At 42.8% G+C, this 14,054-nt stretch carries 12 protein-coding genes; 7 read left to right on the forward strand and 5 right to left on the reverse strand.

Going from position 1 to position 14,054, the window contains the following annotated elements:
* Nucleotides 1-3: 3 nt before the first annotated feature.
* Together CDG62_RS03610 and CDG62_RS03615 are read right to left on the reverse strand one after the other, a co-directional pair.
* Nucleotides 4-840: a putative porin gene (locus tag CDG62_RS03610; protein ID WP_087526691.1), complete on the reverse strand. Its 837-nt coding sequence runs from the start codon at nt 838-840 to the stop codon at nt 4-6.
* Nucleotides 841-1,009: 169 nt separating this feature from the next.
* Nucleotides 1,010-1,786 (reverse strand): putative porin, encoded by a 777-nt coding sequence (locus CDG62_RS03615; RefSeq protein WP_087526692.1) that lies wholly within the window; start codon nt 1,784-1,786, stop codon nt 1,010-1,012.
* 483 nt (nt 1,787-2,269) lie between these two features.
* Between CDG62_RS03615 and prfB the strand changes: the two genes are divergently transcribed.
* The 5 genes from prfB to CDG62_RS03640 all read left to right on the forward strand — a co-directional run bounded on the left by prfB (nt 2,270) and on the right by CDG62_RS03640 (nt 7,229).
* Nucleotides 2,270-3,365 (forward strand): peptide chain release factor 2 gene (gene prfB, locus CDG62_RS03620; RefSeq protein ID WP_119496088.1). Its coding sequence is split into 2 segments (ribosomal slippage): nt 2,270-2,341 and nt 2,343-3,365, totalling 1,095 coding nucleotides; the frame shifts between segments, so codons are not numbered across the junction.
* A 140-nt stretch (nt 3,366-3,505) separates the two neighbouring features.
* Nucleotides 3,506-3,805, forward strand: coding sequence for an ArsR/SmtB family transcription factor (locus CDG62_RS03625; RefSeq protein WP_062031993.1), 300 nt, complete (start codon nt 3,506-3,508; stop codon nt 3,803-3,805).
* Between the two features lie 27 nt (nt 3,806-3,832).
* Nucleotides 3,833-4,912, forward strand: a complete 1,080-nt coding sequence (locus tag CDG62_RS03630) for an alkene reductase (RefSeq protein WP_087526694.1) — start codon at nt 3,833-3,835, stop codon at nt 4,910-4,912.
* A gap of 99 nt (nt 4,913-5,011) precedes the next feature.
* A complete protein-coding gene (locus tag CDG62_RS03635; RefSeq protein WP_087526695.1) occupies nt 5,012-6,292 on the forward strand; it encodes a 3-deoxy-D-manno-octulosonic acid transferase in 1,281 nt (426 codons plus the stop codon).
* Nucleotides 6,293-6,518: 226 nt separating this feature from the next.
* Entirely contained in the window at nt 6,519-7,229 is a 711-nt protein-coding gene (locus CDG62_RS03640; protein WP_087526696.1) for a 16S rRNA (uracil(1498)-N(3))-methyltransferase, read from the forward strand.
* On the opposite strand, the gene CDG62_RS03645 is transcribed toward CDG62_RS03640, so the two are convergent.
* A complete protein-coding gene (locus tag CDG62_RS03645; protein ID WP_087526697.1) occupies nt 7,215-8,186 on the reverse strand; it encodes a mechanosensitive ion channel family protein in 972 nt (323 codons plus the stop codon). The two genes, CDG62_RS03640 and CDG62_RS03645, sit on opposite strands and share 15 nt — an antisense overlap.
* 452 nt (nt 8,187-8,638) lie before the next feature.
* Between CDG62_RS03645 and acs the strand changes: the two genes are divergently transcribed.
* On the forward strand, nt 8,639-10,582 hold the full coding sequence (gene acs / locus CDG62_RS03650) for an acetate--CoA ligase (protein ID WP_087526698.1): 1,944 nt from the start codon (nt 8,639-8,641) through the stop codon (nt 10,580-10,582).
* A gap of 80 nt (nt 10,583-10,662) precedes the next feature.
* Here the strand turns inward: acs and CDG62_RS03655 are convergent, their stop codons facing one another.
* Together CDG62_RS03655 and lhgO are read right to left on the reverse strand one after the other, a co-directional pair.
* Nucleotides 10,663-11,967, reverse strand: a complete 1,305-nt coding sequence (locus CDG62_RS03655; protein WP_087526699.1) for an MFS transporter — start codon at nt 11,965-11,967, stop codon at nt 10,663-10,665.
* A gap of 30 nt (nt 11,968-11,997) precedes the next feature.
* Nucleotides 11,998-13,206: an L-2-hydroxyglutarate oxidase gene (lhgO, locus tag CDG62_RS03660; protein WP_087526700.1), complete on the reverse strand. Its 1,209-nt coding sequence runs from the start codon at nt 13,204-13,206 to the stop codon at nt 11,998-12,000.
* Between the two features lie 23 nt (nt 13,207-13,229).
* Between lhgO and CDG62_RS03665 the strand changes: the two genes are divergently transcribed.
* The gene (locus CDG62_RS03665) at nt 13,230-13,937 is read left to right on the forward strand and encodes a GntR family transcriptional regulator (protein ID WP_087526701.1); all 708 of its coding nucleotides are present in this window, start codon (nt 13,230-13,232) and stop codon (nt 13,935-13,937) included.
* Nucleotides 13,938-14,054 lie beyond the last annotated feature (117 nt).

Raw genomic sequence — 14,054 nt, forward strand, 5'->3', positions numbered from 1 at the left:
CAATTAGAAGCGGAATGTACCATTGATACCGTATGAATCAGCATCTTCCGTTGTTGTGTAGTTCAAGCCAACAGCAATAGCAGGCGTAAAGAATTTTTGCGCGCGAACAGCCCAAACAGTGTCAAAGTCATCGAATGTTGTATCCATAAATGAAACACCAACACTTAAGGTTGGATCGATATATAAATCGGCACCTAAGCGGTAAGCAGTTTCATCGCCAAAGTATGTTGCACCTTCAAAATTGGTAAAATGGTTACCAATTTGAGTCACATATTTAGCGCGTAAGGTCACAGCTGTATCGTCTGCTACTGTGGAGATATTTGAGAATGTATCAATGAAGCCATTTTTTGAAACATACATTGGATCAAGATTTTCTTTGGCTACACCAGCCGCAATGAGTAGCCCATCGACAGGCAGGTAACCTGCTTCTAATGCATAACCCACATTATCATCTGATGCTTTACCAAATTCACTTTCAACCGTTACTTCAGAGCGGTTGAGGCTACCAGAAACATAAAATTGAGAGTTTGGGATGAAAAATTCACCATTTAAACCGACTGTGTCAATTTCTAAATCGGCGCCGTCTTCATCAATACTTGAGTTCGCATAACCAAGACCAATGTTGCTTGCTTTGCTTAAAAAAGCAGCCTCTGCAAGTGGCGAATTTTTAGTGTTCACTCCATTTAAGTAGTACTTGCCACTGATGCCAAAAGTATCAAGGTCTTCACTGTCACCATCAAAGCTTGTATTTTCGTAGTTTGCATTGATTTCCGCTTGGTAAGCATGTGCAGCCCCGAAACTCGCAATAAGCGCGGTAGTAAGTGCAAGTTGTTTAAGCATTTTAGAGGTTCTCTCTTTGTTATAAAAATATGACTGTTCTATGACAGTTGTAACGAAGTGTACGAAAAAGTAGCAGGGAGTCAATCTTTATTTATAACAATGCTTTATAGAAATGAAAAAAGCCCATTCGAAAATGGGCTTTTTGTATGTAAGGTTTTATTGACTGGTCTTAGAAGCGGTATTTCGCTGCGACACCAAATTTGTTGTAGTCATTGTTGCCGACTTCACCAAAGCCTACACGACCTTCAAGGCTAACTTGTGGTGTAAAGAATTTACGTGCATTCACACCGAATTCGTTGACATCGCTCAAGTCATTGCTGTAGTAGTCTGCACCAACACTGAAGCTTTTATCAATGAAGTAGTCTGCAGCAAGGTTGTACTCATCTAGGTCACCAAAAGAAGCACCAGCTTCTAAATTGATGTCTTTACCATTGCTGAGTTGAGTGACATATTTTGCGCGTACAGTTGGGTCTACGCCATCATCATAGTCGTTGTCATAGCCTTTTAGACCAGCAGCCACCAAGAAACCTGGTGCAGGTAAGTAACCGACTTCTGCGCTGTAAAGTGTGGTATCTAGGTCACGACCATAACGGTGTTCAATATCTTGGCGGCCAATGTTACCGCTTAAGTAGAAATCTGAGTTAGGTACGAAGAATTCAACACCAGCACCGTAGTTATTCACTTCGTCATCACCGACTTCGTTATAAGCGTAGTGAGCATTTACATTGCTGGCACGGTCTAAGAATGCCGCTTCTGCTAAAGGCGCGTTACGGGTTTGAACTGGGTTGAAATAGTATGTGCCATCTACACCAAAAGAGCCGCTTGAACTACCGTTGTCTGGATCAATTAGGCCAGCTGAAGCACCCACTTCTGCTTGGTATGCATGTGCAGTCCCTGTGATCGCTAGAGCGGAAAGTAATGCTGAAGCAATTGCTAATTTTTTCATGGTATGTACCCCTCGTAAGTGGACCCGTATTTCATTAATTTTTTGTTACAACTTCAGTTTAGGGCAAAATAAAAAAGCGTCAACTGAAGGAAAGTTAATGCTCTGTATCCAAGGTTACATAATGTAATTTTTTAAATCTAAGTAATTGATAGTAAATTACATTTTAATAATGTTTTGTTTTATTAAAATTGTGTAGATTCTGTGGATTTCATAATTTTTGACGCTATTTTAACCAATTTCAACTCAAAATGTTTAGTCCATTCGTCTGTTGGGAAAACTTCTCAGGTATGTATTTTGTGGGGTGGTTCGCATTTATATACAGCTTGATTTTGGATCAAGCGAATGCTTTTTCGGAGACTAAACAATTTTAAGCTCTAGAAAGAAGGATGTGATTTTGTCGAATTTGAGATGAATAATCCCCGCCGTCGACTGTGATATAATCAGCGGCTATTTTTCGCTTTATATTGATTGAGAGTAATTCACGTGGAAATTAATCCGTATCTAAACCAATTAAAAGACTTAAACGACCGTGGTCTCACACTACGGGGGTATCTTTGACTACGATCTGAAAAAAGAGCGTTTAGAAGAGGTTCTCCGTGAATTAGAAGACCCAGCGATTTGGAATGATCAAAGCCGTGCACAAGCCATGGCGAAAGAAAAAGGCGAACTTGAAAACGTCTTAAATGTATTAGATGGTTTGGCGACACAGCTTGAAGATGCGCAAGCAATGCTTGATTTGGCAGTCGAAGTAGATGACGAAAGTCTGTTGGTTGATGTACAGGCTGAATTGACTGCTGCTGAAGAAGAGTTGGCGAAGCTTGAATTCCGTCGTATGTTCAGTAACCCAATGGACCCAAATCCATGTTATGTGGAAATTCAAGCGGGTTCAGGTGGGACAGAAGCGCAAGATTGGGCGTCAATGCTACTGCGTATGTATATGCGTTGGATTGAACGTCATGGCTTTAAAGCTGAATTGATGGAAGAGTCAGACGGCGACGTGGCTGGGATTAAGTCTGCAACGATTCGTGTTGAAGGTGAATATGCCTATGGTTGGTTGCGTACCGAATCGGGTGTGCATCGCTTAGTGCGTAAATCGCCATTTGACTCGGGTAACCGCCGTCATACGTCATTCTCTGCGGTGTTTGTCTCGCCAGAAGTCGATGACAACATTGAAATTGATATCAACCCATCTGACGTGCGTACCGATACCTACCGCGCTTCTGGTGCAGGTGGTCAGCACATTAACAAAACAGACTCTGCAGTCCGTTTAACCCACGCGCCAACAGGGATTGTGGTGGCATGTCAGAACCAACGTTCACAACATGCCAACCGTGACCATGCTTGGAAACAGTTACGTGCGAAGTTGTATGAGTTGGAAATGAGCAAGCGCAACGAAGCAGCTCAAGCACTTGAAGACTCGAAGTCGGATATTGGTTGGGGCAGTCAGATTCGTTCTTATGTTTTGGATGACTCGCGTATTAAAGACTTACGTACAGGTGTTGAAAACTCCAACACAGGTGCAGTACTAGATGGTGACCTTGATAAGTTTATTGAAGCAAGCTTAAAACAGGGTTTGTAATTTAAATGATGAATGAAAGCAAAGTGTTATCAGTTATTTTACAATATATCTAAGATAATCGATATTAAAATCGAAAAAATGCGATATATTAAGTGAAACAAGCTGACAACGCTTTGCTGCCCATTAAACGTGTCTTGAGTATGGATATAGATTTAATTTTTAAAGCCTTGGCTAATCCGACGCGTCGCCAAATCTTGGAATGGTTAAAAAAACCGGAACAATTTTTATCGAGTGACGAATGTGGTGACTTTAGACGGGGCGTATGTGCAGGTCATATCGAACGGTTGGGAAAAGTATCGCAATCGACGATGTCGAACCATTTGTCTGTGTTACAGCAGGCCGGTTTAATTCAAGTCGAGAAATATGGACAATGGTCTTATTTTTCGCGCAATGAAGCGTTGATTCAGCAATATATCGAACATTTGCAACGTTCACTTTAATTGAAAAAAGTGGCGATCGAGGCGACTATGGCTGAACTGAATACTCCTTTAACTTTGGGTGATTTACACTTAAAAAACCGCGTCATTATGGCTCCATTAACGCGTAGTCGTGCAACGGCAGACCGTGTGCCAACAGCCATGATGGCAGAGTATTATGCACAGCGTGCAAGTGCAGGTTTGATCATTTCTGAAGCGACCGTGATTTCTGAAGAAGCCAATGGCTATTTGAATACACCGGGGCTATTTAATGAAGCGCAAGTTGAAGGCTGGAAACAGGTGACTCAAGCGGTACACGACCAAGCGGGCTTAATTGTGGCGCAGTTATGGCATGTTGGTCGTGTATCTCACCCTGATTTATTGGATGGCGAAACCCCAGTTTCTGCAAGTAGCGTACAACAAAAGGGATATGTCAGTTTATTACGTCCAAAACGTGAATATGTGGTTCCTCGTGCATTAGAGATTGCTGAAATTCAAAGCATTGTTGAGCAGTACAAGCAAGCAGCGGTTTATGCTAAAGCGGCGGGCTTTGATGGAGTGGAACTGCATGCGGCCAATGGTTATTTGATTGATCAGTTTTTACAAAGCTCAACCAATCTACGTAAAGATCAATATGGTGGCAGCGTAGAAAATCGTGCGCGTTTGTTGCTTCAAGTGGTGGATGCATTGATTGAAGTCTGGGGTGCAGGTCGTGTTGGGGTGCATCTAGCTCCACGCGGTGATGAGCATGACATGGGCGATGATGATCCACGTGAAACCTTTGGTTATGCACTGGAGCAACTGGGTCAACGTCAGATTGCGTTCTTCTTTACCCGTGAATATTTGGCTGATGACAGTATCAGTACCTACCTTAAACAACGTTCAGGTGGTGTACCATTGATTGCTAATATGCGTTTAAGCCGTGAAGATGCGGTTGATCTGTTGGCATCGGGTCAGGCTGATGCAGTGTCTTGGGGTAAAGACTATATTGCCAATCCAGACCTATATGAGCGTCTACTACAAGATGCACCACTGAATGAACTGAAACTGGAAAATATGATTGGAACTGATGTCGCGGCAGGCTATGTGGACTATCCGACTTTAGCTGAAATGGAAACTGCTGCGGTTTAAATTGCTTTTCCGTTAAATTCGCGACAAGATAACAGCGCAATTCATTTCATGGCATGAGTTGCGCTGTTTTATTTTTGCATTGATTTTTGGAGCACGTATTTGGCTACTCCTTTTTGGTATAACGCAGCACTTGCGCTGATCAAACCGCTGTATAAGTCTAAAATAAAAAAACGTGCAGAGACTACAGAACAGTTTCAACAAGAATGTCTCGAACGTTTTGGGCCATTTCAACCTGTTAAAAATCGCCAAGCGATTTGGTTCCATGTGGTATCTGTGGGGGAAACCAATGCAGCGCAGCCTCTCATCGAACATTACTTAAAAGCGGGTCATCCAGTCTTGGTGACCAATACCACCAAAACAGGGCAGGCACGGGCCAAATCACTCTTTTTAAAAGCACCTTATTTAGACCTGTTCCAAGCAGTATATTTACCTGCAGATCAAAAGCCCTTAGTTCGTCAATTCTTTGCATTGTATCAGCCTAAACTCTTGGCTTTGGTGGAGACGGAACTGTGGCCAAATTTAATTGCCCAAGCGGGGCAGAGTCAAGTGCCATGTATCTTGATTAATGCCCGTCTTTCTGAAAAATCGGCCAAAGGCTATGCCAAAGTGTCTAGCCTGACTCAGCCCATGTTACATGGGCTAGATCAGCTTTTGGCACAAGATCGGGCAACTGCGGAGCGCTTTATTCAGCTTGGCGCAGTTCAGTCAAAGACGCAGGTGGTGGGGAGTATTAAGTTTGATATTCATGCGCCTGAATCATTTGTTAAACAGGCGGCTCAGCTCAGGCAAGAATGGTCATTGGCTGGACGTAAGATCATTACTATGGCCAGTACTCATGCACCTGAAGAACAAAAATTGTTAAGTGCGTTTAAGCCATATTTGGATGCACAGCCTGAACTGTTGTGTATTGTGGTACCGCGTCATCCAGAGCGTTTTGATGAGGTCTTTAATGTCACGCAAAGTTTAAATTTAAACACCACGCGGAGAAGTACGGGACAAAGAATAGAAGCAAAAACTCAAGTCTATTTAGCCGATTCAATGGGAGAGATGTGGTTATGGTATGCCTTATCGAATACCTGTTTTGTCGGTGGCTCGCTGAATGAACCAGGTGGTGGACATAATATTTTAGAGCCGATTGCGTTAAATGTACCAACAGTTTTGGGCAAAAACTATTTTAATTTCCAAAGTATTGTTGATGAGTTTGTACAAGCGGATGCGGTGAAAGTTGTTGATGATGCTGAACAGGCTGCCGCAGTGTTGATGACACTGTTAGAGGATATTGAGCAAGCGAATACACTGAATCAATCTGCACAAAAGATTATGCAGTTAAATACGGGTTCTTTAGCCAAGCATATTCAAGTGATTGATGGTTATTTATAGGCTATTCATAATAAATAGGAACGGTGAGGTGGCAGGGATGCCACCGTTAGGCTGTGGTATAGGGATGTACCATCAGCCTAACAAAGAGTTTTGCCAACTTTTGCTCTTTCAAAAGTTGGGTGATGCCTACACAATGGCTTTAAATTTATATTGTGATTTGCGGCTATGAATGAGCGAGCTGTTAAATATCACGGGTTCTCAAAGTTTAAAGTGGCTTGCTTAAATTATGAATATCGTTCTCTTAGACCCGCGACAAACCGAATCTGAACTCTGGTCCATTAGCGCTAAGCGTCAGCTTGAACATTTGCATCGTCATTTAGAGCTTAAAGTCGGTGATACTTTAAAAGTCGGGATACAAAACGGAAAGCGTCATCTTACGCAAGTGGTTGAGGTTTCCGAAACAGTTGTACGTATAAAACCTTTATATGAAGAACCTGTACCAGCCAAACTACCAGTGACTTTAATTGTCGCGATGCCACGTCCTAAAGTTCTGCGTCGTTTGATGATGGATGCGGTGACTTTAGGGGTTGAAAAAATCATTTTGCTACACAGCTATCGGGTCGATAAAAGTTATTGGCAAACCCCGTTTTTACAACAGTTGGACCAATATGTGACTTTGGGGCTAGAGCAGGCAGGGGATACGGTTGCACCCAAAATTGAAATTTATAAACGCTTTAAGCCTTTTGTTGAAGATCAATTGCCAAGTCTGATTTCAGCCGATTGTCCTGCTTATGTGGCACATCCTTATAGCGATGCCAAAATGCCTTTTGCGATTCAGCATCCCTGTACGGTTGTGATCGGACCGGAAGGTGGATTTATCCCTTACGAAGTTGACCTACTTGTAAAAAACGGCTGCCAAGTGATGAGCTTAGGCAACCGTATTATTCGGACTGAAACCGTGATCCCTTATGTTTTAGGACGCTTATTTAGCGGTTGAGGCTTCTGTCGGGTAGCTGTCATTTTTTGCGACGCGAACTTCTTGGACTGGGTAAGGAATAGAAATCCCTTGCTCAGCAAAGGCCTGAACCACATATTCTTGTACCGAACTGATCGAGCCAGATACCGTAGTTTCTGTGGTGTTGACCCACCATTGGACTTTGAGGTTCACTGAAAAGTCTGCAAGTGCAGCGACGTTCACGCTAAAGCCGGGTTGACTTAAAATGGTCGTATCTCGGTCTAAAATGCCTAAAATAATATCTTTGGCTTTTTTGATGTCATCTTCATAACCAATACCGACCAAGAACTCGCAGCGACGACGTGGATAGGCGGTGTTGACAGTAACCGCACTGGTATACACGGTTGCATTCGGAATCACGATACGACGACCATCTGGCGCACGTAAGTAAGTGGCACGAATTTGAATATCTTCAACGTTGCCTTCCATACCCGAGACAATAATGTCATCGCCAATCTTAAACGGTTCACCCAGTAAAATCAGGATCCCTGAAAGAAGGTTTTGGAAGATATCTTTAAATGCAAAACCAATGGCAACCGAGCCAATCCCCAAAGCACTCATCAACTGACCGGGTGTGAAACCTGGAATTGCAATCACCATGGCAATCAGGAAGCCAATAAAGACGATGGCTGAACTGCCGACACGATTCAGGACTAGAACAAGGTTTTGCTTGGTATAAGAACGATCAGACAGTGCTTTACGAACAAAAAGCTTAAACAGTTTGGAGAGCAAATAAAAAATGACGAAGGTAATCAGCGCAATACAAAAATAAGGCATACGCTCCCAAAAACTATCGACAAATTTGTCGATGGTGGAATAGGCGTCATTATATTTTGCCGTATGTGCAATTACACTTTGCGTGGTTTTCGCTGTCGCGTCATGTAGCATCTCTGACGTACCTTGAGCAACCTCACTCAAGGTATTGGTTTGTTCTGACACTGGTGCTCCAATCGCTGAAAATTTGGTATATTTTGCCTGAAAAATGTGTGCATTTAATAGAGAAAAGCGTATGAAATTATCGCCTTCTGAATGATTGATAAGCGGATAAAAACCAATATTATGTTTTTAAACGCTTTAGTTTTTGATTGAAGGTGTTGGGTCATGCTCCTTATACGTGAAAGAGCACCGACTGAAGTATAATAATATGCTTGAAAAAGCGTAGATCGAGCTGCTTTACTGAGGCAGACTTTGTTTATGTTACGGATTAAACACAGGATCTCCTTGAATGATCACTATAAAATGTGTTTTAAATTGTAGAAATAATATACGACCAAAGCCGTGTTGATCTGTCTAAAAAACAATCGTCATACTGTGGTTATGCAGTCTAATAAAAAACCAATAACTGTGGCATGAACTCTCGCGATGAGAGTCAGAATATAAGGAAGTATGATATGAAAGAAGTCTATCCTGTACCTGCTGAATTTGAAAAAACTGCGCGCACCAATGAACAAGAATATTTTGAACGATATCAAAAATCGATAGAACACCCTGACGAATATTGGGCTGAACAAGCTTTGAAGCTGGATTGGATCAAGCCGTTTAGTCAAGTTAAAAACACCAGTTATGACAAAGATAATTTTAAAATTGAATGGTTTGCCGATGGTCAGTTGAACCTAAGTGCTAACTGTCTTGATCGTCATTTGAAAGAGCATCCGTATAAACCCGCCATTATTTGGGAGGGTGATCATCCGTCGCGTCATAAAATTATTTCCTTTGCTGAGCTGTATGACGAAGTGTGTCGTTTTGCCAATGTCCTGAAAAAGCATGGTGTGGTGAAGGGTGATCGTGTGGTGTTGTATATGCCGATGATTTCAGAAGCAGCCATTTCAATGTTGGCTTGTGCCCGAATCGGTGCAGTACATTGTGTGGTGTTTGGTGGCTTTTCACCTGACTCATTGGCGAGCCGAATTGATGACAGCCAAGCCAAAATTGTGATTACCGCAGACTCTGGAATGCGCGGGGGTAAACCCATTCCGTTGAAAGAAAATGTAGACGCGGCATTAAATTTACCTGGGACAGACTCGGTACAAAACGTGATTGTGGTGCACCGAACAGGTAATCCGATCACGCTGAAAGAAGGACGTGATTTGTGGTATCACATGGAAATCATGACCGTCAACGAGATCTGTCCACCTGAACCGATGAATGCAGAAGATCCACTGTTTATTTTATATACATCAGGTTCAACGGGTAAACCGAAAGGCGTACTGCATACCACAGGGGGTTATTTAACCTATGTGAATAGCACCTTCCGTGAAGTATTCGACTTAAAACAAGATGATGTGTTTTGGTGTACCGCCGATGTGGGCTGGATTACGGGACACTCTTATGTGCTGTATGGACCCTTATCGAATGGGACAACGACCGTGATGTTTGAGGGGATTCCACAGTATCCAAGTTGGGCACGTACAGGGCATATTGTTGACAAACACAATGTGACGATTTTATACACGGCCCCGACAGCGATCCGTGCCATGATGCGTGAAGGAGATGCCTTTGTCCGTGAGAGTGATCGTAGCAGTTTGCGTTTAATTGGTTCTGTTGGAGAGCCGATCAACCCTGAAGCATGGAATTGGTATTACACGGTGGTGGGAGAAAGCCGTTGCCCAGTGGTGGACACTTGGTGGCAAACCGAAACAGGCGGGATTTTAATTTCTCCACTTCCAGGTGCGACTCCACTTAAACCCGGGTCTGCAACGCGTCCTCTATTTGGAATTCAACCCGCTTTGGTCGATGCTGAAGGTAACGAGTTAGAAGGAGCGGCTGAAGGCAATCTGGTGATTAAGGACTCATGGCCGGGACAAATGCGCACCATTTGGGGGGATCCTGAGCGGTTTATCGAAGCGTATTTTGCAACCTATCCAGGAACGTATTTCACGGGTGATGGCGCTCGCCGTGATAAAGATGGTTATTACTGGATCACGGGACGGGTGGATGATGTGCTGAATGTGTCAGGACACCGTTTGGGTACGGCCGAAGTGGAAAGTGCTTTGGTGGCACATGAAGCGGTGGCTGAGGCTGCCGTAGTGGGAATGCCACATGACATCAAAGGACAGGGGATTTGTTCCTTTGTCACTTTACAAGCAGGCACACCGCAAACGGAAGAACTCCGTGCAGAGCTGATTCAGTGGGTGCGAAAAGTACTTGGTCCTGTGGCGACCCCAGATGCCTTACATTGGGCACCGTCTTTACCGAAGACACGTTCAGGCAAAATCATGCGCCGTATTTTAAGAAAAATTGCGGCGAACGAGTTAGATAGTTTGGGCGATACATCGACGCTGGCTGAACCACAAGTGGTCGAAGTGCTGATTAAAGAGGTGTATCCAAACGGATAAATGCTCGCTGACGTTAAAAGCCCATGTCTTAAATTTTAGACATGGGCTTTGTCTTTGTGAACGAAGAGCTGTTCGAATATTTAGTTTTTATGTTTTGAGAATTTATAGCCTTGATCGCAAAGAGCAGTTAAGACCACAAATAAACCTGCTAAAGCCAAAATCAGAATCACGCCTGTCGTTGAATGGGTTGGTGAAGCTGCGACTAATGACAAGGCACCTAAAGGTGCTAAGCCCCCTGCAATTGCTGTTCCAATTTCGCGACCGGTACTCACGCCAGTAGAACGGTTTTCCACGGCAAACTGACGACTGAGAAAAGATCCCTGTGGTGCGAACATCATTGGGGCAAGAATACCTGTCCCAATCGCTAAAGCGATGTAGATTGAAGTATTGTCACCAGTTTCCAGTAATTTCATAAATGGATAGGCGAACAGGATCGAGAGAAAACCACCTAAGATCAGAACATTTCTGCTGTTCCATTTGTCACATAACCAACCAAAAAATGGGACAGTAAAAATCGCAACTAAGCTTGCAATGGTCACGGATAATGAAGTGACATGTGCCGTTACACCTTGGAATTGAGTTAAATAAGCCAAAGAGAAGGTTTTAAAGATATAACTCAAGGCGTTATAGCCAATTGCAATCAGAAAGACCACACTTAAACCTTTCATATTGGTTTTTAGGATCTGTTTAAAAGGATTTTCAGTCGATTTTTCGACGTGTGCTTCAGCATAATCAGGTGTTTCAGGCAAACTCTTACGTACCCATAAACCAACAATCACCAGTACAAAACTGAGAATAAATGGAATACGCCAGCCACCATTAATTAAGAACTCATCACCATTTAAGGTTAATAAAAAGACCGTAAGTGAAGAGAGTAGGAGACCTAAGTTTAGCCCCAAAGCAGGCCATGCCCCTTGACTGCCGCGTTTATCTTCAGAAGCATGTTCATACGAGGTAATCGCAGCCCCTGCAAATTCAGCCCCAGCGCCCAACCCTTGAATAATACGGAATGTTACCAATAGTACTGCTGCCCAGATGCCGATAGATTCATAAGTTGGAATGAGTCCAATAGCCGTAGTGCATAGCCCCATCAATAAGAAGGTAACAAAAAGCATCTTTTTTCGGCCATATTTGTCGCCAAAATAACCAAAGAATAGCCCCCCAAGAGGACGTGCGATAAAGCCAATCGCAAAAGTTGCAAAGGCTTTTAGACTGGCACTACCTGGGTCTGAAGTGTCAAAAAATACTTTAGCGAAGACAATTGAGGCCATGGTGGCATACAGATAGAAGTCATACCACTCTAACATGGAACCGACAATCGTTGCGGTTGCTACTTTTTTAAGTCGCTTCTTTTTTTCTAATTCTGTTTCATGAGTATTGCTCATTTGATATTCCTTTATGAGAGTCAGTTTTTATTAGTGGTGAGACATGACTTCGCGCACAATATATTCGGCAATCGCTAAAGAGGAGGTCGCACCCGGAGACGGGGCATTACGAATATGGGTGATATTGCCTTGTTTGCGAATGACGAAGTCATCGACCAATGAGCCATCAGCTTCCATAGCTTGAGCTCGAATGCCACGTGTTGCAGGTTCAACAGAGACATTTGCCAGAGAAGGCACGTATTTGGCTGCTTCTGCGACAAAATTGGTTTGGCTGAGGACCGTTCTCAGCTCTCGTACCGCTGCGGGCATATTTTTAGAGGAGAATTTCCAAAATCCTTTGTAAGTGAGGAAGTCGTAAATATCAGTAAGGTTAAATTTATTACCCGTATAGTTTTCACGACCAAAAGAAATAAATGCATTTGGCCCAATCGTCATCTGACCATCAATGCGTTTGGTGAAATGCACCCCTAAAAATGGATATTTAGGATCGGGTACAGGATAAATCAGACCCTTGACATGATTTTTGAATTGTTCATCAATCACATAGTATTGACCAAAAAATGGGACAATTTTTGGTGTGGCAATATCACCTGAATTGCTCGCAAGTCGGTCAGACTGTAAACCGGCGCAGGTCACGACGTAGTCAAATTGGGTTGGATAGACCTCATGATCGTCAAAATGCACGCTGACTTTATTATTTTTTTCTGTCAAATTAATGACTTTTCGACCTAATACCAATGTGCCATTTTTTTGTTTAATTTCTTCTGCAATTTTTTTGGCAATTGCACCATAGCTGACAATTGCGGTACGTGGGGAATAGAGGGCTTTGGTACCAATACAGTTCGGTTCGATGTCTTGAATTTCACCCGCTTGTAGAATACGGACATCAGGAACTTGGTTGGCCATCGATTTTTTGTAGATTGCGTCGAGACGACCTTCTTCATCTGGAGTGAGCGCAACTACGACCTTGCCACATTCATCATAGGGAATTTGGTTTTCTGTGCAGTATTGTTGAACTAATGTCGCGCCACGACGGCATAAACGGGCTTTTAAGCCCCCCGGTTCATAATATAGCCCAGCATGTACCACGCCTGAATTATGGCTAGATTGATGCATGGCAACATCAGTTTCTTTTTCAAATACCGTGACACGGGCATACGGATAGTCCAATAGAAGTTGGCGGGCAACAGCCAATCCATTGATTCCCCCCCCGATGATGGCATAATGTTTATTCAGCATATTGATTCCCTTTGTAAAACCTCATGAAACTGATCCAAAAACCAAAAACATTAACTGAAGAAGCTTTTGAAATTTTGCAGGATGCAATTATCAATAATCACTTACAGTTCAATGTCTTGTACTCAGCAACCGAATTGGGTCAGATGCTTGGCGGCATTTCACGCACACCTGTACGTGAAGCAGCACAAATGCTTGAAAAGATTGGTATTGTGAAAATTGAGAAAAATAAAGGGATACGTATTATTCCGACAACATTCACCACAATGATTGAATCCTTTCAAATCCGATTGATGCTGGAGGTTCCTCTGGTCTACCGTGCAACTAAGGTCAGAACAGAGCAAGATATTGAACATTTGAATGCTATTTTTGAGGAGTTCAAAGTGAAGGCGGCCTCAAATGACATTACAGGGACTCTAAAAGCTGACCGGGATTATCATTTAGCGTTGTTACAAATTGTGGGTAATCAGAAAGCGATTGATATTATTAGTAATACACGTAACCAAGTGTTAATCGCAGGTTCTGCAACTATTCCGCATTCTCGAAATTGTATGCAGACCTTTGATGACCATTTAAAGTTACATCATGCATTTGTGAGTGGAGATGCTCAACAAGCTGCTGACTTGATGAAAGCTCACATAATAAATACCGCAACGCTACTGATAAACCAAGAATCAGAAAAACGTGAAAACTGGTCAGATTACAGTACCAATGACTATCTCAACTGGATCTAAAATTGATGGTAGCATGTTGCATGCAACATGTAAATTTTGAGCAATGATTACGACGAGGAAATTTTATACGACTTTAGTCGTAGTTTTTGGCAGCTATTATCGATGTGAAATATTGAG

Source organism: Acinetobacter sp. WCHA55, from assembly GCF_002165305.2.
Classification (GTDB): Bacteria; Pseudomonadota; Gammaproteobacteria; order Pseudomonadales; family Moraxellaceae; genus Acinetobacter.